Source organism: Phaeacidiphilus oryzae TH49 (assembly GCF_000744815.1).
Taxonomy (GTDB): Bacteria; Actinomycetota; Actinomycetes; order Streptomycetales; family Streptomycetaceae; genus Phaeacidiphilus; species Phaeacidiphilus oryzae.
Window position 1 is genome coordinate 3,578,299 of sequence record NZ_JQMQ01000005.1, and the last position, 19,754, is coordinate 3,598,052.

12 protein-coding genes are annotated in these 19,754 nt (G+C 72.1%); 3 read left to right on the forward strand and 9 right to left on the reverse strand.

Annotation, left to right across the window (positions count from 1 at the left end; genetic code table 11):
* Positions 1-195: 195 nt before the first annotated feature.
* The 6 genes from BS73_RS19645 to BS73_RS19670 all read right to left on the reverse strand — a co-directional run bounded on the left by BS73_RS19645 (position 196) and on the right by BS73_RS19670 (position 9,688).
* Entirely contained in the window at positions 196-1,452 is a 1,257-nt protein-coding gene (locus tag BS73_RS19645; protein ID WP_037574344.1) for a hypothetical protein, read from the reverse strand.
* On the reverse strand, positions 1,449-2,279 hold the full coding sequence (gene sigM / locus BS73_RS19650) for an RNA polymerase sigma factor SigM (protein ID WP_084704202.1): 831 nt from the start codon (positions 2,277-2,279) through the stop codon (positions 1,449-1,451). Before sigM ends, BS73_RS19645 begins: the two co-directional genes overlap by 4 nt.
* A 118-nt stretch (positions 2,280-2,397) precedes the next feature.
* On the reverse strand, positions 2,398-3,036 hold the full coding sequence (locus tag BS73_RS19655) for a discoidin domain-containing protein (RefSeq protein WP_152617659.1): 639 nt from the start codon (positions 3,034-3,036) through the stop codon (positions 2,398-2,400).
* Positions 3,033-4,145 carry a protein kinase family protein gene (locus tag BS73_RS19660; RefSeq protein WP_051940125.1) on the reverse strand — a complete coding sequence of 371 codons (1,113 nt, stop codon included), beginning with the start codon at positions 4,143-4,145 and terminating at the stop codon, positions 3,033-3,035. The genes BS73_RS19655 and BS73_RS19660 overlap by 4 nt, the downstream gene beginning before the upstream one ends.
* A gap of 301 nt (positions 4,146-4,446) precedes the next feature.
* A complete protein-coding gene (gene murJ, locus BS73_RS19665; protein WP_063837024.1) occupies positions 4,447-7,137 on the reverse strand; it encodes a murein biosynthesis integral membrane protein MurJ in 2,691 nt (896 codons plus the stop codon).
* A gap of 106 nt (positions 7,138-7,243) precedes the next feature.
* Positions 7,244-9,688 carry a DUF6049 family protein gene (locus BS73_RS19670; protein ID WP_051940126.1) on the reverse strand — a complete coding sequence of 815 codons (2,445 nt, stop codon included), beginning with the start codon at positions 9,686-9,688 and terminating at the stop codon, positions 7,244-7,246.
* A gap of 426 nt (positions 9,689-10,114) precedes the next feature.
* Here BS73_RS19670 and BS73_RS19675 point away from each other — a divergent pair, with 426 nt between their 5' ends.
* Positions 10,115-11,536 carry a CCA tRNA nucleotidyltransferase gene (locus BS73_RS19675; protein WP_037580273.1) on the forward strand — a complete coding sequence of 474 codons (1,422 nt, stop codon included), beginning with the start codon at positions 10,115-10,117 and terminating at the stop codon, positions 11,534-11,536.
* Here BS73_RS19675 and BS73_RS19680 read toward each other — a convergent pair.
* The 3 genes from BS73_RS19680 to BS73_RS19690 form a co-directional block, all read right to left on the reverse strand.
* The gene (locus BS73_RS19680; protein WP_051940127.1) at positions 11,508-12,890 is read right to left on the reverse strand and encodes an MFS transporter; all 1,383 of its coding nucleotides are present in this window, start codon (positions 12,888-12,890) and stop codon (positions 11,508-11,510) included. The genes BS73_RS19675 and BS73_RS19680 overlap by 29 nt on opposite strands.
* 163 nt (positions 12,891-13,053) lie before the next feature.
* On the reverse strand, positions 13,054-14,136 hold the full coding sequence (locus tag BS73_RS19685) for an inositol-3-phosphate synthase (RefSeq protein ID WP_037574357.1): 1,083 nt from the start codon (positions 14,134-14,136) through the stop codon (positions 13,054-13,056).
* 179 nt (positions 14,137-14,315) lie between these two features.
* A complete protein-coding gene (locus BS73_RS19690; RefSeq protein ID WP_084704204.1) occupies positions 14,316-14,903 on the reverse strand; it encodes a PadR family transcriptional regulator in 588 nt (195 codons plus the stop codon).
* Positions 14,904-15,586: 683 nt separating this feature from the next.
* Here BS73_RS19690 and BS73_RS19695 point away from each other — a divergent pair.
* Both BS73_RS19695 and BS73_RS19700 read left to right on the forward strand, forming a co-directional pair.
* The gene (locus tag BS73_RS19695; protein WP_235215463.1) at positions 15,587-18,049 is read left to right on the forward strand and encodes a transglycosylase domain-containing protein; all 2,463 of its coding nucleotides are present in this window, start codon (positions 15,587-15,589) and stop codon (positions 18,047-18,049) included.
* 217 nt (positions 18,050-18,266) lie between these two features.
* The gene (locus BS73_RS19700; RefSeq protein WP_037580278.1) at positions 18,267-19,697 is read left to right on the forward strand and encodes a glycosyltransferase family 87 protein; all 1,431 of its coding nucleotides are present in this window, start codon (positions 18,267-18,269) and stop codon (positions 19,695-19,697) included.
* Positions 19,698-19,754: the final 57 nt, after the last annotated feature.

The following is a 19,754-nucleotide window of genomic DNA, read 5'->3' on the forward strand; positions in this document are numbered from 1 at the left end:
CGACGGGCCGTGGACACGGCCCGCGGGGGAGGCTGCTGCTTCGCTCTTCTTCTGCGGTCTTAGGTTGTCGCCGACCGCGGTCGCTGTGCCCGTCGACTCTCCGTCGACGTCCGGCGACTGCGTTCACCCGGCACAACGGATACCCAGTCTCCCGCATTCCCACGGGCGGACGTGCAGCGGCACGGGGAAAGCCGGTCAGGGACGGGTGACTTCCCGGTGGAGGAGAACGCCGCCGGAGCAGGAGGCGGGGACCACATAGGCGTCGACGGCGGCGGCCGAGTCGGACGAGTAGACCACCACATACACCGGCACCGGGCCGCCCGCGGCGGAGTCGCCGCGGTAGGAGAAGGGCTCGACGGCCAGCGGGGTCCCGGTCCGTCCGGTGGCCGCGAGGACACAGCCGGGCGGGGTGGTCGCGGGGGTGGCGGCGGTCGCCGGAGCAGAGCGCGTGCCGGCGGTGCCCCCGGTGGAGCCGGTGGAGCCGCCGCCCGCCGCGGTGTGCGGCTGCATGGCGCCGTTGGATGGGGTGGAGGGGGCGGCGGAGTCGCTCAGCATCTGCGTCACCACCTGCGGGATGCCGGCCGCGGTGACGGCGGGCGCTTGGCTGCCGGAGCCGGCGGAGCTGCCGGAGCCGCCTGGGCCGGACGCCCGTACCGCGGCAGAGGAGGCACCTCCGGAAGGGGCGGGCCGCGGAAGGCTGCTGACGACCACTCCGATCACGGCCGCCGCCACCGCGAGTCCCGCTCCGGCGAGGAGGCCGACCCTGCCCCGGCGGAAGCGGCGGGGGCCGCGCGGCGGACGCCCGTCCCGGGGGCCGCTCGGCGAACCGGCGGGGCGTGGCGGCGGACCGGCGGCGGAGCCGGCCTCGCGGCGCGGACCGGTGGGCTCCCGCCGGTCGTCCTCGCCCGGCTCGACCGGCCGACTCGGCTCGTCGGGGTGGTCGGCCGTCCCGGACTGCGGGTCGTCCTGCGGCGCCGTCGGCTGCCGCTCCTGCCCGGGCTGGGGCTGCTCGGGCGCCGGCAGGCCGGAGCCGATGAGGGCCCGGACCCATGCGGGGTCGATCGGGAGGTCCGATTCCTCGGCCGCCCGGGCCTCCTCGGCGGCGATCAGTCCGGTGACCGCCGAGTCCTCGTCCGCTCCTTCCAGGGCGGCCAGCTCCTCGGGGGTGATGTCCGGCAGCTCGGCGGCGAGGAGGGACTCGGCGGCGAGTGCCGCGTCGATCCGGCCGGAGACGTCGGCGGGCAGCCGGGGGGCCGAGCTCCGGCCGAGGAGGTCGCGGATCTCACCGAGGGCGGTGTGGGTCTCCGTACAGGGAGCACAGTCCGCCAGATGCGCGCCGACGCGCTCGGCATGGTCCGGCCGCAGCAGTTCCTCGGTGTACTCGGAGATGGCCTCCACGGAGGGGTGGCCGTCGGCGTCGAAGGGGCTGTCGCCCGTGGGCATCGCCGTCATGCCGACGTGTCACCTCCTGTGCTCCGCGCGTCTCGACGGTGGTCCTGCGGTGGTGGGACGGACGGACCGCCTCCGTGGTTCCTACCCGTGGTCCGTTCGGTGCCATGCGGGGCTGTTTCACGTGAAACAGCCGTCTGCGGGACCGCGTGGAGGGGCGGCCGGGGCGGCAGCTCTGTTTCACGTGAAACCGCGCCCGTTTCACGTGAAACAGCGTCCGGGGGGACCGCGTTCGCCCGGAGATGGGCGAGCAGAGGAAGGAGCCGGGCGCGCCCGCGGGCGCAGCGGCTCTTCACCGTGCCGTTGGGCACCGAGAGCACCGCCGCCGCCTCACTCACCGAGTACCCCTGGAGGTCGACCAGGACGAGGGCGGCCCGCTGGTCCACCGGGAGGAGGGCGAGGGCGGCGGCCACCTCGTGGCGCACCTCGCTGCGTTCGGCGGAGACGTCGGCACCCTCGGCCGGCTCGACCGCGGCGTCCAGGCTCTGCTCGTCCTCCAGGGGACGGGTCTGGCGCACCGCCGAGCGGCGGGCGCGGTCCAGGCAGGCGTTGACCACGATCCGGTGGAGCCAGGTGGTGACGGCGGAACGGCCCTGGAAGGTGTGCGCCGCGCGGAAGGCGGCGACCATGGCGTCCTGGAGGGCGTCGGCGGCCTCCTCGCGATCGCCGATGGTGCGCAGCGCCACCGCCCACAGCCGGTCGCGATGCCGGCGGACCAGCTCGCCGAAGGCCTCGTGCTCCCCGGCGATGTGCAGGGCCAGCAGTTCGGCGTCGGACGGCGCGGGCTCCTCGGACGCCGGTCCGGACGCCGGTCCGCTCGTCACTGCCATCCGGCCTCCCCCCTGCTGTCCCTGGCGGCTGTGCTGCCGGTCTCTCCGGCGGCTCCAGACTGCCATCTCCCGGCGCCGCCCGTCAGCCCCACGGGCCGGTTCGAGATCAAGTCGGCGATCAGGCGCCCGGCCGACCGAAGACCTTGATCTCGGAGATCCCGCCCCGATAGGTGCTGCCGCCGCCGGGCATCGGCGGCAGCGCACTCAGATGCACCAGGACGTAGCGGGTCTGGACGGGGTGCGGGAGGGTCACGTCCAGGGTGGTCCCGGCCTGGCCGGACTTGCTGAGCACCTTGGTCCAGGAGCTGAGATCGGCTCCGGAGGGGTCACCGGCGTCCTTGGGCAGGGCACGGAGGTCGACGGACTGGCCGGCGACCGGGAAGTCCACCTCCACCCCCGTGACCCGCTGGACCGAGCCGAGGTCCACCCAGATTCCGCCGCCCTCCTTGCGGGAGGGGAGGTTGCCGAAGTCGGGATAGCCGTCGTAGTGGGAGGTGATCCACGGAGTGGCGCTCTTGCCGTCGATCGCGAAGTGGACGTCTCCGCCCGCTATCGGCGGGGCCAGCGGGGAGAACTCCTGGGCGGCGGAGATCCTCAGCGCCTGGCCGGGGGTGCGGTGGTCGGTGGGGCCGGTGGTGGAGGTGTCGGACTGGACGGCGTTGCGGGCGCGGTCGCCGTTGTGGAGGACCGTCTCGGCCAGGCCCCAGCTGCCGAGTCCGATCGCGGCCATCAGAACCGCGCCCACCGTCCACTTCACCGCCTTGCCGGTACGGCCGGGCAGGGCCGGCGGGGGCCGGTGGGGGCGCTCCGCGGCGGGGCTCCCTGGCCGCCGCCGGCGTAGCCCGGGTAGCCGTGGCCGCCGCCGCGGCCGGGCGCGGCGTTCGGCGCGAGTGGCGAGGCTACCCCGGACACCCCGGAGGTCAGCCCGGGGGCGGAGGCGGCGCCGGTCACGGTCGCCGGCTGGGGCGGGCGGATCCGGGGCAGCTCGGCCACCGCGTCGGCCAGCTCGGCGGGGGTGGTGATGGGGGCCAGACGGCGGCCGGGATCCCTGAAGAGGCAGCGGGCGGCGAGATCGGAGAGACCGCGGTGGACGCCCGCGCGGATCTGGTCGGGGGCGGCCTCGCCGGTGCCCCTGGGCAGCCCGGGAATGCCGTACCGGTCCTCCTCGGTCGGCCAGCGGCCGGTGAGCGAGGCGTAGAGGAGGGCGCCCATGGCCCGGGTGTCGCGGACCTCCGCGCTCTCCGCCGGGCCGTCGGCCGCGTCGGCCGCGCCGGGCCGGCCGGGCTCGGCGCTCAGGCCGTGGAGGGCGGCGTCCACGGCCAGGCCGTTGATCCGGTACTGGCCGGTCTCGGAGCGCAGCACGCAGGACGGGGTGAGCCGGAGATGCGCCATCCCGCGCCGGTGGGCGGCGGCCATGGCGTCCGAGACCTGCCGGATCATCTGGTACGCCTCGTGCGGCTCCAGGGGCGCGCGGGCGATCAGGGTCCCGAGGTCGGTGGCCCGCGGCAGCCACTCCCGCAGCACGTACACCAGGGCGCCGTCGGGCTGCGGGCCGTCCGGCTGCGGGCCGTCCGCCGGCCCGTCGTCCTCCTGGGCCGGCCTGGCCGGCTCGGTGGTGCTCTCCACCGCGTCCAGGACCTGGACGAAGCGGAGGTCGCCGAAGAGGGCCGCGGAGCGGGCCGCCGCCAGCACCTGCTGGGCGCGCTGGTTGCCGGAGGAGAGGAGGTGGACGCCGACCGCGCGGCTGAGCTTCTCGTCCACGGCCCGCCAGCTGGTGAAGACGCCGGCCTGGCTGATGCACTCCTCCAGGCGGTAGCGCCCGGCGATGCGGTCTCCGCTGTGCCGGATCGGGGCCACTCCCACCATCGGATCGCCCTGCGGCTGATCCGCCGGTGCGGTTGCTGACGGAACGTCAGCGGTGGCCTTGATGCGCTCCGACACCGTGTCCCTGCCTCCCCTGCTGCCCAGACCCGCAGTGGTGGCGGCGGGCCGAGCACAATTGTGCCCACTCATCTCACCCGAGTACGACCCGCGAGTGCCGCGGAACGTTGCCCGAAATCATCTCTTACCTTCTGCGGCAAGGGGTTTGGCGCGGTGTGAGGATTTCCGGGGATTCCTCCGAAGGCGTCGTCGCCGAAGCTGACGACCCGCGCGTTCGAGTCGAGGATCAGCGACCGAAACGTGAGCGAACCATCCCGAGCAGCGAGTTGAGCTCCTCGATCCGCATCCGGTTGGCGATCAGCAGGAAGAGCCCGCCCTGCACCAGCAGGCCGGCCAGCAGGGTGGCCAGCGTCCCGAAGAGGCCGCCGCCGATCGCGCCCTCCACCAGACGGGCGATCAGGAAGGCGGCGATCGCCGGCACGATGCTGGCGCCGATCAGCCGGACGTAGGTGCGCCGGATCCGGCTGCCGTCCAGATCGCCGAGGAGCCGCCGCAGCCTGGGCACCGCGACCAGCACGCCGATCAGATAGGCGACGCCGTAGCCGAAGGCCATGCCGGTGACCGCCCAGCGGGAGGGCAGCACCACGTAGCAGAGGGCGGACAGGACCGCGCTGGCCGCGGCGATCCAGACCGTGTTGTAGAAGGGCGTCCGGGTGTCCTCGTACGCGTAGAAGCCGCGGAGGAGCACGTACTGGGCGGAGTACGGGATCAGGCCGAGGGCGAAGGCGGAGAGCATGAAGCCGATGGACCGGCCGCCGCCCCCGCTGGAGCCGAGTCCGTAGATCAGCGAGCCGATCCAGGGGCCGAGCGCCAGGAAGACGAAGGCGCAGGGCACGATCGCCACGGCGGAGGTGCGCAGTCCATAGGAGATGTCGTCGCGGACCGCCCCCGCGTCCCCGTCCGAGGCCGCCCGGGAGATCCGCGGGAGCACCGCGCTCATCACCGAGACGGTGATCACCGCCTGCGGCAGCTGCCAGATCAGCTGGGCGTTGGAGTACGCGGCCAGACCGGCGCCGGCGAAGCCCTGCCGTGAGGCGGCCTTCTCGGCGGAGGTGGCCAGCTGGGTGACCACCATGTACCCGACCTGGTTGGCCAGCACGAAGAGGAAGGTCCAGCGGGCCAGCTTGGCGGCGTGGCCGAGGCCGTGCCCCCGCCAGTCGAAGCGGGGGCGGAAGCGCAGCCCGGAACGGCGGAGGTACGGGATCATCGACAGCGCCTGCACCACCAGGCCGAGGAGGGTGCCGATGCCGAGGAGGCGGACCCCTTCGGGCGAGATGGTGGCCGGGGTGACCTGGGAGTGCCGGAAGGTGCCGAAGACCCAGATGTACATCCCGAAGGTGAAGATCACCACGATGTTGTTGAGCACCGGGGTCCACATCATCGCGCCGAACCGGCCCCGGGCGTTGAGGATCTGGCCCATCACCACGTGGACGCCCATGAAGAAGATCGTGGGCAGGCAGTAGCGGGCCAGCGACACCGTCACATCGGCGCTGGACGGCGTCGACATCACCGACGCGGAGAGCAGTCTGACCAGCAGGGGCGCGGCCAGCACCATGACGAAGACGACGCCGGCCAGTCCGCAGACGACCAGGGTCAGCAGCCGGTTGGCGTAGGCCTCGCCGCCGTCCTTGTCGTTCTTCATCGACCGCACCAGCTGCGGGACGAAGACGGCGTTCAGCGCGCCGCCGCCGACCAGGATGTAGACCATGGTCGGCAGGGTGTAGGCGATCTGGTACGAGTCGCCCATCCCGCTGACGCCGATCGCGGCCGCGATGACCATGGTCCGGACGAAGCCGGTGCCGCGGGAGACCAGGGTGCCGGCCGCCATCAGCGCGCTGGAGCTGAGCAGCGAGCCGGCCTTGCCCTTGGCCTTGCCCTCGGCGGCCCCCTCGGAGGGGCGGTCGCCGTCGAGCTCGATCACCGGGATGGAGCCGGTGGACTCGGCCGCTATGTCACCCGCGGCCCCGCCGTAGAAGCTGGGCGCGTAGTGGAGCTGGTAGGTCTCCTCGTAGTCCCGGGCGTAGTCGTTGCCGTGCGGGTCGAGGAACTCCGAGCCGGGGGCCGGCTGCCCGGGGTGGCCGGACCAGCCGGTGTCGGTCTCCGGGATGGGGCTGGCGCCCGAGCCGCCGGCGTCCCGGTAGAGGAACTCGTAGGGGTCCTGGCCGGGGGCCTGGCCCGGCGTGTGGCCCGGCGCCTGCCCCGGTACGGGAGCGGAGGGCGGGCCGGACTGGCCGTGGCCGGAGAGGAGGGCGTCGACGCCGAGCTCCTGCCCGTGGTAGTCGCCCTGGTAGTCGGGGGCGTGGCCGGCCCGGTACTCGGTGGCCGGGCCGTAGCCGGAGTGGTCCGAGGTGGGGCCGGCCGGGTAGCCGGACTGCTCGGGGTAGCCGGGCTGCTGCGGGTAGCCGTATCCGGGCTGCGGCGGGTAGCCGCCCTGCTCGGGGTAGCCCTCCTGGGGGCCGGGAGCGGGGTAGGGCTGCTCGCCGCCGTAGCCGGGCTGCTGCGGCTGGTGCGACGGCTGCGGCTGGTGCGACGGCTGAGGCTGGGCGTACCCCTGCGGGGACTGCTGCTCGGGGTAGCCCGGCTGCCGGTAGTCCTGCTGGTACGGGTCCTGCGGGGGTCCCGGCTGGACGTACGGATTCTGCGGGTCCTGGTGCGGGGGCTGCTGCGCCTGGTGCGGCGGCTGCGGCTGACCCTGCTGGTGCTGGTCCGGCTGCGGGTACGGGTAGCCGCCCTGGGCGTACGGGTTCTGGGCGTACGGGTCGTGGCGGTACGCCTCGTCCAGGTAGGGGTCCGCCCCGGCCTGTGGATCGGCCTGACGGGGATCGGCGTCCTCCGGCCGATCGGCGGGACCGTGCCGCCGGCGGGAGGGGTCGCCTCCGCCCTGGTGGGTCCTGCCGTCGTGCGGCGCCGCGCTCATGTGGCCTCTCCGGTTCCGGTACTACTGGGTCGGGTCGAGCGGCGAGAGCGCACCAATCCTTCTCGTCCTTCTCGAACCCGACACCTACCTTCTCATCCGGTGGTGGCTACCCCCGGCTTTCGGTCCCGATTCGGGGACCATGATCCCCGGTGGGGCCGTCAGCCGTCCGGTCGCCGCTGCCAGGCTCGTCGCCGTCGCTCGGGGCCTGCGGGGCGTCCGGGTCCAGCGGGGCGTCCGGGTCGAGCGGGGCCTCCGGGTCCTCGTCGGGCCCCTCGCCCCGTTCTGCCCGCTTCTTCCGCTGCCCGTACATCCGCAGTCCGGCGAGGACCACCAGCAGTCCCCCGATGGCCAGTACCCAGACCACGCCGCCGGTCACCGATGTGACGTTCACCTCGAAGGTGATCGGCGATCCGAAGGGGTGGTTGTCCGCGGTGGTGTACAGCTGGGCGGTGACCTCGACGCCCTTGTTGGCGCGGGCGCCCGCCTTGAAGGAGTACGTCGTGTTGCGGCCGCCGCCGGCCACGCTGACGTCCTGCGCCTGGCTGATGTTGAGCCGCAGCCAGTTGCTCGAACTGAGCACCAGGCGGAGGCCGTTCACCGGCTGCTGGAGGTCGTTCTGGACGGTCACCGGGATGGTGCCGCTGGTGCCGGTGAGCTTGAGGTCGGACTTCGGCAGGATCTTGACGGCGGACTGCAGGTTCGCCAGATAGGCCTGCATGGACGAGCGGTAGGCGTCCCCGGCGGACGGCGACACCCGCCAGGCGGTGGAGACCGAACGCGCTATGGCCGTGGAGAACGGATTGATCACGCGGTACTTCAGGGTGAGGATCTTCTCCAGCAGGGCGAGCTTGCTCTGCACCCCCATCACCTGCTGCAGGGTGGCCCGGGAGAGCTCGCCGGCCCGGGCCGCCGACGGGTACGCGGAGACCGGCGGGACGGTGTGGTTGGTGGCCGCCCCCGAATCCGCCTGGCTGACCGACTTGAGCGAGGTGCCGGCCGCCCATTTGCCCTGCACCGCGTACTCCAGGCCCGCGCTGAGGGCGCGCGCGGCGCCCGCCGACATCTGGCGCGGCGGGGTGACCAGGATGCTCCGCTGGGTGCTGGGCAGCTCCAGGGTGATCATCAGGGTCTCGGCCAGGAAGCGCTGCTCGGCCAGGGTCTGGGCGCCCTGGGTGGAGAGGTCCCCGGAGAAGATGTCGGAGACCGCCTGGTCGGCGACGACCGCGGTCATCCCGGAGCCGATCGAGCGGGCCGCGGACGGCGTGTAGTTCAGCGACGAGGAGTTCGGCATGCTGGCGCCGTTGACGATCACCGTCCGGTCCCCGGCCCGGTGGGCGGCGCCGACGATCGAGGTGTCGGTGTACCCCTGGTAGGGCCAGGCCACGGTGTCGTTCGCGGAGACCTGGAGGCGGCCGTCCACGGTGAACTGGCCGGCCGTCACGGACTTGGTCAGCTCCCCGGAGAGCGCGCTGGACCCGACGCCGCTGTGGGCGATCGAGGCGAGGTCGGGGTCGGCGTACGGGAGGGCGACCACCTCGTGGCCCTGCACCGCGCTCTGGGTGGCGCTCAGCCAGTTGGCGGCGTTGCCGCCGCCGCTGCCCTGGGCGGTGTTGTCCGCACGGGCCCCCTGGGAGTCGTCGCCCTTGGTCAGCCGGTAGCCGGTGGACATGGTGTGCGCGGTGTCCAGCAGGTCCGGGTCGACCACCCAGGTCACCGGGATGTTGTTGGACTGCAGCCCGCTGCCGAGGGAGACCAGCTGGTCGAGGCGGCCGCCCTGGGCCATCTCGGCGGCGGTCGAGTCGTCGGTGAGCACCGGCGTCTGGGCGTCGTTCCCGGACGGCGAATAGGTCTGGGCCTGTACCCGGGGGGCGTCGGTGAGCGGCCAGAGGGTGGCGATCCTGGTCGGCCGCACCCCGGAGGAGCTCGGGAACCAGGGCAGGAAGGTGTGGACGGCGGTGGTCCGGCTGGGGTTGCCGGTGCCGCCGGTGAAGACCTCCACGGTCAGCTCGTAGACGCCGTCCGGGCCCAGGTTGAGGGAGTCGGCGGCGACGCTGAGGGTGAAGTCCGCGGACTGGCCGGGCACCAGGTCGGGCAGCCGGGTGGTGGGCTTGGCCAGCAGGGCGCCCTCCGCCCCGGCCGGTGAGTGGCCGTCGGCGACCGCGGCGATCGAGGCCCGCCCGCTCAGCGGGTTGCCGCCGACCCGCAGGCCGACCGAGGCGCCGCGGACCGCGGCGGCGCCCGCCGTGAAACTGCCGCGGATCTGGAGGGTCGAGCCCTTGCGGGGGGCGTTGGGGGTGATGCTGCCCAGGGCGATCTGCGGGGTGGACGACTTCGCCGGGGCCTTGGCCGGTACCGCGGACGCGGAGGCGTCGATCGCCGTCGCCGAGCCGCCGGTCGCGCCGGAGCCGCCGGCCCCGACCGACCCGCCCGGCGTGGTGGCGGCGCTGAGGGTCGCCGCCTGCGCGCCCGGGGTCAGGCCGGCCGCGCCGGCCAGGCAGGCGAGCACCAGGGCCACCGCCCCGGAGAGGACCGGCCGCGGACGGCGCAGCACCGCGCCGTGCGGTCGGCGGGTCCGCCGGCTCCTCAGGGTCCGCGGAGAGGCCGTCCCCCCGCACGCGCCACCGGCCGGTTGTGCCCCTTCGCCCACGTGCCCTCGTCCGTCCTCGATAGCTGTCGGAAGTAGCTCGATGCCTGCCGTGCCGTTAGTGCCTACCATTCGGAGTGCTCTGCATGGTAACGACGTTCCCGGGGCAGTAGTGCCTGCCCAGCGCTTGGGAAGCGCCCGTACGGGGCATCTCCACCGGCCTCTCGCCACCCGCGCGCGGACTCCGCACGGGACTTGCCGTGGCCGGGGCCGAGCCGGTGGCGCAGCCACGTACCCTAGTGAGTCGTGCCAAACCTCAGCGACTCCGCCGACACCGCCGGCTCGGCCGCCTCCGCCGACGCCCGGACGCCCACTCGTACCCGGAACCGGGCCGTGGACGAGATTCTGAACGTCTATCCGGTCGCCGACGAGCTGGGGCGCCGCTTCCAGGCCGCCGGCTTCAAGCTGGCCCTGGTCGGCGGCTCGGTACGGGACGCGCTGCTGGGACGGCTCGGCAACGACCTGGACTTCACCACCGACGCCCGGCCCGAGGAGATCCTCGCCCTGGTGAAGCCGTGGGCGGACGCGCTCTGGGACGTGGGGATCGCCTTCGGCACGGTGGGGGCGCAGAAGAAGGTGCGGGCCACCGACGGCTCCGGCACCGACCGCTCCTTCCAGATCGAGATCACCACCTACCGCTCCGAGGCGTACGACCGCGACTCCCGCAAGCCGCAGGTCTCCTACGGGGACTCGATCGAGGAGGACCTGGCCCGCCGGGACTTCACGGTGAACGCGATGGCGGTGGCGCTGCCCGAGGTCGAGTTCATCGACCCGCACCGCGGCCTGGACGACCTCGCGGCGGCCGTGCTGCGCACCCCGGGCACGCCCGAGGAGTCCTTCTCGGACGACCCGCTGCGGATGATGCGGGCCGCCCGCTTCGCCTCCCAGCTGGGCTTCTCGGTGGCGCCCGAGGTGGTCGAGGCGATGACCGACATGGCCGGCCGGATCGACATCGTCTCCGCCGAGCGGATCCAGGGCGAGCTCAACAAGCTGCTGCTGTCCGCGAGTCCGCGGGAGGGTCTGCGGCTGCTGGTGGACACCGGGCTGGCCGACCGGGTGCTGCCGGAGCTGCCGGGGCTCCGCCTGGAGCGGGACGAGCACCACCGGCACAAGGACGTCTACGAGCACAGCCTGACCGTGCTGGACCAGGCGATCGCCCTGGAGGGCGAGTCGGGCCCGGACCTGACGCTGCGGCTGGCCGCCCTGCTCCACGACATCGGCAAGCCGCGCACCCGGCGGTTCGAGGCCGGCGGCGGGGTCTCCTTCCACCACCACGAGGTGGTCGGGGCCAAGATGGCCAAAAAGCGCCTGCGCGAGCTCAAGTACTCCAACGAGATCATCGCGGACGTCTCCCGGCTGGTCGAGCTCCATCTGCGCTTCCACGGCTACGGCTCCGGCGAGTGGACGGACTCGGCGGTGCGCCGCTATGTCCGGGACGCCGGTCCGCTGCTCAGCCGGCTCCACAAGCTGACCCGCTCGGACTGCACCACCCGCAACCGGAAGAAGGCGGCCGCGCTGGCCCGTGCCTACGACGGGCTGGAGAACCGGATCGCCGAGCTCCAGGAGAAGGAGGAGCTCGACTCCCTCCGCCCGGACCTGGACGGCAACCAGATCATGGAGATCCTGGGCCTCAAGCCGGGCCGCGAGGTCGGCGAGGCCTACCGCTACCTGCTGGAACTGCGCCTGGAGAACGGGCCGATGGCCTACGAGGACGCGGTGTCCGAGCTCAGGCGCTGGTGGGAGAGCCGGGGCTGACCGCCTCCTGGTCCCCGGCCGGCCGTCCGTTCCGGCGCCGGCCGGCGGTGGCGCTGCCGTAGACCACCGCGGTGGCGCCGTAGAGGAGGGTGGCGAAGAGGATCAGCGGCGCCGAACGGCCGCTGGCCGGCAGCAGCAGGGCGGCGGCCGCGGCCGCGGCCACCAGGGCCGCGTTGAACAGCACGTCGTAGACGGCGAAGACGCGGCCCCGGTAGGCGTCGCCCACGGTGGACTGGACGAGGGTGTCGGTGCTGATCTTGACCGCCTGGGAGACCATGCCGATCAGTGCGGCGCCCAGCAGCATCGGCCCGTAGGAGAAGAAGAGGCAGAGCGCCGGGGTGAGGACCAGCGCCGCCAGCAGGTTGCCGAGCAGCCAGCCGTCGGCGCCGAACCGGCGGGCTCCGGCGGGGGTGAGGAGGGCCGCGGCGAAGAAGCCGAGGGCGGAGGCGCCGACGGCGAGGCCGAGGAGGGAGAGGCCGGCGCTCTGGTCTCCCGGGTCGGCGAAGGTGTTCCGGCACAGCATCAGCAGGCAGACCAGTAGCAGGCCGTAGCAGAACCGGGTGGCGGTGACCGCGCCCAGGGCGAAGGCGGCCGGGCGGCACTCCCGCAGCAGATGGCGGACCCCGGCGAGGAGGGCGGCGGCGTCCGCGGAGAGCAGCACGCCGAGCGAGGCGGGCGGATCGGCCGGCTGTCCCTCGGCGGCGGCCGTTCCCTCGGCGGTGGCCGTTCCCTCGGTGACCGCGACCGGCCCCAGGGCGTCCCGCCCCAGCGTGGTGACGGCCAGCGAGGAGCAGCCGTAGCCGAGCGCGGCACCGGCGAGGAGGGTGGCGTCCGCCCCGGAACCGGGCGGGAGGACCAGGTGGACGGCGACGGCAGCGCTGCCGCCGAGTGCTGCGGCGAGGGTGCCCAGGGTGGGGGCCATCGAGTTGGCCGCGACCAGCTGCTCCTCGGGGACCACTTGCGGCAGGGCGGCGGAGAGTCCGGCGAGTACGAACCGGTTGACGCCGGTGACCAGCAGAGCGGCGCCCAGGTAGACCGCGGGCGGGGCGCCGGCCAGTACGGCGGCGGTGGCCAGGCAGAGCAGCAGCCGCAGCAGGTTTCCGTACAGCAGCACCTGGCGGCGGCGCCAGCGGTCGAGGAGGACTCCGGTGAACGGGCCCACCAGGGAGAAGGGGAGCAGCATCACCGCGAAGGCGGAGGCGATCGCCCCGGGGGTCGGCTGCCGCTCGGGGGAGAAGACGACATAGGCGGCCAGCGCGGCCTGGAAGACCCCGTCCGCGAGCTGGGAGAGCAGCCGGGTCGCGAGGAGGCGCCGGAACGCCGGGAGGCGAAGCGGGGCGACGTTGATCACCACGCCCCCAGGGTGTCAGTTCACGCGCCCGGGCGCGAGGCGCCGTCCGACCCGGTTTCCCGCTGTTTCACGTGAAACAGCGCCGGAACGGGGTCGCACGCGCAACGAGCCGGGGTCGTGTTTCACGTGAAACACGACCCCGGCTCACCGACGGTGGGTCGGTCGATCAGCGCTCGACCTCGCCGCGGATGAACTTCTCGACGTTCTCCTTGGCCTCGTCGTCGAAGTACTGCACGGGCGGCGACTTCATGAAGTAGCTGCTCGCGGAGAGGATCGGGCCGCCGATGCCGCGGTCCTTGGCGATCTTCGCGGCGCGGAGGGCGTCGATGATGATGCCGGCCGAGTTCGGGGAGTCCCAGACCTCGAGCTTGTACTCCAGGTTCAGCGGCACCTCGCCGAAGGCGCGGCCCTCGAGGCGGACGTAGGCCCACTTGCGGTCGTCCAGCCAGGCCACGTAGTCGGACGGGCCGATGTGGACGTTGTCGGCGCCCAGGTCGCGGTCCCGGATCTGGGAGGTGACGGCCTGGGTCTTGGAGATCTTCTTGGACTCCAGCCGGTCCCGCTCCAGCATGTTCTTGAAGTCCATGTTGCCGCCGACGTTCAGCTGCATGGTGCGGTCCAGGACGACGCCGCGGTCCTCGAAGAGCTTCGCCATCACGCGGTGGGTGATGGTCGCGCCCACCTGGGACTTGATGTCGTCGCCCACGATCGGCACGCCGGCCTCGGTGAACTTGTCCGCCCACTCCTTGGTGCCGGCGATGAAGACCGGCAGCGCGTTGACGAAGGCCACCTTGGCGTCGATCGCGCACTGGGCGTAGAATTTGGCGGCGTCCTCGGAGCCCACCGGCAGGTAGCAGACCAGAACGTCGACCTCGGCGTCCTTGAGCGCCTGGACGATGTCCACGGGCTGCTCGGCGGACTCCTCGATGGTCTCCCGGTAGTACTTGCCGAGGCCGTCCAGGGTGTGGCCGCGCTGCACGGTGACGCCGGTCGGCGGTACGTCGCAGATCTTGATGGTGTTGTTCTCGCTGGCCGTGATGGCGTGCGCGAGGTCCTGGCCTACCTTCTTGGCGTCCACGTCGAAGGCGGCGACGAACTCGACGTCCCGGACGTGGTAGTCACCGAACTGAACGTGCATCAGGCCGGGGACCTTGGCGGTCGGGTCGGCGTCCTTGTAGTACTCGACGCCCTGGACCAGTGAGGCGGCGCAGTTGCCCACACCCACGATGGCTACGCGAACCGAACCCATTCCGGTTGCTCCCTGTGAAGTCCTCAAGGCTCCGCCGATTTGACGAGGCCTCAGCTGGTTGCTGAAACGGACGGTCCGGGCCGTGGTGGTGCTGCGGACCCGTCCTGTTGACGTGCTCTGTTGTGCGGTCAAGCCGTACTGCGGTTGAGCGGGTGAGCGGAGGGGGCTCCGCGACTCCGTCAGGGGGAGTCGCCGCCGCGCGGCGCGCGATTGCCCCGCTCCGTCTCGATCAGCTCGTTCAGCCAGCGGACCTCTCGCTCCACCGATTCGAGGCCGTGCCGCTGGAGTTCCAAGGTGTAGCGGTCGAGCCGCTCACGGGTCTTGGCGAGCGCGGAGCGCATCCGCTCCAGGCGCTCCTCCAGCCGGTTGCGGCGCCCTTCCAGGACGCGCATCCGGACGGCGCGGTCGGTCTGGCCGAAGAAGGCGAAGTGGACGCCGAACTGCTCGTCCTCCCAGGCGTCCGGGCCGGACTCGGAGAGCAGCTCCTCGAAGCGCTGCTTCCCCTCCGGGGTCAGCCGGTAGACGATCTTCGACCGCTTGCCGTTGATCGCCGTGGCCGGGACGTAGGGGTCGCCCGGATTCTTCTCCTCCATCAGGTAGCCCTGCGCCACCAGGCTCTTCAGGCAGGGATAGAGGGTGCCGTAGGAGAACGCCCGGAACGATCCCAGCAGCACGTTGAGCCGCTTCCGCAGCTCGTAGCCGTGCATCGGCGAGTCGTGCAGCAGGCCGAGTACGGCGAACTCGAGGATCCCCGATCGTCTGCTCATTCCGTGTCCCTCCTCTCCGCACAGCCGGCTCTTATGTCGAGCTGATGTATCGAGCCGATACATCGAGACGATAGAACGAGACCCCCGGAGACCGCAAGACATGACCGGAGGGTGGGGGGCGACGGCACCGTGTGTGCGGGGCGAGCCGGACAGACGAAAACCCCACACCCGTTCTCTGATGGGTTTGCCCGGATTGTCAGTTGATGCCGGATTGGACGCCTAGTACTCCTGCGTACTCTGTCGGCTATGCAGAACGCCGGGAACCATAGGGGCGTATGGTGCGTCCCCGTCCTTGGTGAGGTGCGGCCTATGCGGCCGGCGACCCGGGGGAACCCCGCGCGGGGCCAGACCGTGCGCGGGGCGAGGAACTGGAAGACCGCGTCTAGGTCTGCGGACCTGTCCGAGGAGCAGCTGGAAGCATGAGCGAACACCGGCGAAAGCAGCCGCCGTCCGGAGGCGGCGGCAGAGGCGTCGGCCGGAGCGTCGGGCGCCCGGCCTCAGGTCGCCGAGCGGCGCCCCCGCCTCCCCGACGAACGTCGGCCACCGGTAACGGTTCCGTCGGGGGGCCTGGGGGGCCTGGTGGGCCTGCCGGCCCGGGGGGCCCGGGTGCCTCGGGCACCTTCGGCGGCTACGGCCAGGGGCCGGGTGCCGGCCATCGGGCCGGTCCCGGTGCCGATCCGACGATGGCCCAGCCCAGGATGACCCGCGCCGAGATGCGCCGGGCCGCCCAGTCCGGCGGTCGCGGCGGTGGCGGACGCGGCGGCGGTGGCGGCCGGGGCGCCGGCGGGGGACCGGGCGGGCCCGGCGGTCCGCCCCCGAAACGGTTCATCGACTACCCGCGCTGGGGGAAGCACGGCGTCCGCCGGTTCGTGCCCTCCTGGAAGCAGGTGCTGGGCACGTTCCTGATCGGCGCCGGCGGGATGACCGGCCTGGTCGGCATCGCGTACGCCAACACCTCGGTGCCCAACTGGTCGCCGACCTCCCTGCAGCAGAGCAACGTGTACAAGTGGGCCGACGGCTCCACGATGGCCACGGTGGGTTCGACGAACCGTCAGAACGTCTCGCTGGACAAGGTCCCGACGGACGTCCAGCACGACTTCCTGGCCGCCGAGAACGCCAACTTCTACAAGGACAGCGGCGTCGACTTCACCGGCATCGCCCGGGCCGTGCTGCACATGGCCGAGGGCGGCGAGGTCCAGTCCGGTTCGACGATCACCCAGCAGTTCGTGAAGAACTCGATCATCCAGAACCAGACCCAGTCGGTCACCCGCAAGTTCGACGAGATCCTGACCTCGATCAAGATCAGCCAGCCCGGCAACATGTCCAAGGACCAGATCTTCGCCGGGTATCTCAACACCAACTACTACGGCCGCAGCGCCTACGGCATCCAGGCCGCCGCGCGGGCCTACTTCGGCGTCGACTCCAACCGCCTGAACCTGGCCCAGGGCGCCTTCCTGGCCGCCTCGGTGAACGAGCCGAGCCTGTACCAGAACATCGACACCGACCCCACGGCCAAGCAGACCGCCATCTCCCGCTGGGGATACGTGCTGGACCGGATGGTGGCGGCGCACTGGCTGACCCCGGACCAGCGGGCCAAGTACACCCCGTCGACCTTCCCGAAGACGATCAAGTGGCAGCAGAGCCCCGGGCAGACCGGGCAGACCGGCTACATGATCGATCTGGCCAACCAGTATGTGAAGGACCACTCCAAGGGCGAGATCACCGATGCCGACCTGGCCAAGGGCGGCTACACGATCCACACCACCTTCGACAAGACGAAGACCGCGGCGCTGACCGCGGCGGTGGACAAGACCCGCAAGGCCAGCCTCTCCCCGACCCGCAAGGCCGACAAGAACGTCCAGTTCGGCGGAGCCTCGGTGGACCCCGCGACCGGGAAGATCGAGGCGATCTACGGCGGTCCCGGATACGACCAGGGTTACTACGTGGACAACGCCAACGCGAGCGGCATCCAGGTCGGTTCGACCTTCAAGCCGATCGTGCTGGCCACCGCGCTGCAGGACGGAGCGGTCCTCTCCCCCGGCTCCCCGCGCTCGAAGATCGGCGTCAACAGCCGCTTCAACGGCGACGACGAGATCAAGATCAAGGACCAGAACGGCCAGTACATCACCAACAACCAGGCCGGCACGGTGGACAGCTCCGGCACCAACGACGGCCTGCTGCACCAGAAGAACGACGTGACCACCGCGTACGGGTACATCTCGCTGCGCAAGGCCATGGAGATGTCGGTCAACACGCCGTATGTGCAGCTCGGTGAGTACGTGGGCTACCAGAACGTCGCCAACGTGGCGCAGAAGCTCGGTGTGCTGCCGAAGACCATGGCCGAGCCCAGCGCCGGCTTCTACATCGGCACCTCGACCATCTCGCCGATCCGGATGGCCTCGGTCTACGCCACCTTCGACAACTCCGGGGTGCACACCGAGCCGTACTCGGTGACCGAGGTGGACTACAACGGCTCCAAGGTCGAGTCCGTGGCCATCCCGCAGGCCCAGACGGCGATCGCGGCGAACATCGCGGACACCGTGAGCGACGTCCTCAAGGGCGTGGTGGAGAACCCGGACGGCACCGGTTACAAGGCCAAGGCGCTCGGCCCGTACGTGGCCGGCAAGACCGGTACCACCGACGAGTACCACTCGGCCTGGTTCATCGGCTACACCAAGAGCCTGGCCACCGCGATCACCATGTTCAAGGAGGACCCGAAGGCGGCCACCCTGGAGAGCATGGAGGGCGTCGGCGGGCAGCCCAAGACCTTCGGTGGCAACTTCCCGGCCGGGGTCTGGGTGGACTACATGAAGGCGATCAACGACTACGGGAACACGCCGTTCCCGACGCCCAACCCGGCGCTGCCCAAGGGCGCGGACGAGTTCGGCGCCCCGGCGATCGCCCCGACCCCGACCGCCACGCCGACGGCCTCGGCCTCGGCCAGCTCGCCCACCCCGGGCAACGGGCACGGCAAGCCGACGGACAGCCCGACACCGTCCACCAGCCCGACGACCTGCGTGCTGTTCTGCGGGCCCGGGAACGGGGGCGGCGGCGGTGGCGGCGGACCGACGCCGACCGGCGGGCCGACCAGCAGCGGTACTCCGACCGCGACGAGCACCAAGCAGCACGGCCCCTGGGGCGGCTGACCCGGCGTCGGTCGGGTAACGGCCCCCGGAGCGGCCACGGCGACCCCGCCGTGGCCGCTCCTGCTGTTCCGGCCGCTCCTGCTGTTCCCGCTGTTCCCGGGGGAAAGGGCGGGCACGCTCAGGAACGTACGGCAGGATGGCGGACATGACGTGGAGCCAGTCCGAATTGACGCCGGAGGACCCCACCCCGGGCCCGACGCCGGGCCCCCCGCACGGGATGGTGGACGCCCCTCCGCCGGAGGACACCGTCGTGGTCCCCGCCGACGAGGACCCGGTCGCCGCCGCCGGCAGCGAGGTCTTCGGCGGTCCCCCCGGCAGGCGCGCCCTCCTCGGCGTCAACTGGTGGACGGCGGCGCGGGTGCTGGCCGTCTGCACCATCGTGGTCTTCGCCCTCGGCATGGTGCAGAAGATGCCCTGCTACCACGGGGGTTGGTTCTTCGGCACCACGGCGCAGTACGACCACGCCTGCTACAGCGACATCCCGCATCTGTTCACCCTGCGCGGCTTCGCGGCCGGGAACGTGCCGTACCTGGACAGGATCCCCAACGCCACCGACCCCCACCTGCAGTACCTCGAATACCCGGTGCTGACCGGGGTGTTCATGCAGGTCGCGACCTGGCTGACGCCGGGCGGCGGCGGTGACGTCTCCCGCGAGCAGGTCTTCTGGATGGTCAACGCGGGGATGCTGATGCTCTGCGCGATCGTCGCGGTGATCGCCGTGATGCGCACCCATCGCCGCCGCCCCTGGGACGCCCTCCTCTTCGCGGTGGCCCCGGTGCTGGCGCTGGACTCCACCATCAACTGGGACCTTCTCGCGGTCGCCCTGGCCGCGGTGGCGATGGCCCTGTGGGCGCGGCAGCGGACCGTCTGGGCGGGGGTGTTCATCGGCCTGGCGACGGCCGCCAAGCTCTACCCGGTGCTGCTCCTCGGTCCGCTGCTGGTGCTCTGCCTCCGCGGCGGGCGGCTGCGGGAGTTCTGGAAGGCGCTGGCCGGCGGGGCGGCCTCCTGGCTGGTGGTCAACCTGCCGTTCATGATCCTCGCCTATCCGGGCTGGAAGACCTTCTACACCTTCAGCGAGACCCGCGGCGCCGACTACGGATCGCTCTGGCTGATCCTCGAACAGCGCGGGCTGTCGATGAGCGTCTCGACCATCAACCTGCTGGACGCGGCGCTGATGATCGTCAGCTGCCTGGGCATCGGCTGGCTGGCGCTGGCCGCCCCGCAGCGGCCGCGGGTGGCGCAGCTGGCCCTGCTGGTGGTCGCCGCCTTCACCCTCTGGAACAAGGTCTACTCACCGCAGTACGTCCTGTGGCTGCTGCCGCTGGCGGTGCTCGCCCGGCCGCGCTGGCGCGACTTCCTGATCTGGCAGGCCTGCGAGGTCGTCTACTTCCTGGGCATCTGGTACTACCTGGCGTTCACGGTCAGCCCGCAGCAGAAGGGCCTGCCCACGGACTGGTACCACGTGGTGATCCTGGTGCACATCCTCGGCACCCTCTACCTGTGCGGGATCGTGGTCCGCGACATCCTCCTGCCGGAGCGCGACCCGGTCCGCTGGGACGGCAGCGACGACCCCTCGGGCGGCGTCCTGGACCGCTGCGCGGACCGGTTCGTACTCGGCAGGGCCCGCTCGGGAGCGGCGGCGCCGTGACACCGGCGCCGCCGACCCCCACGGCGCGGAGCGGTGCGGCCCAGGAGCGACGGCCGC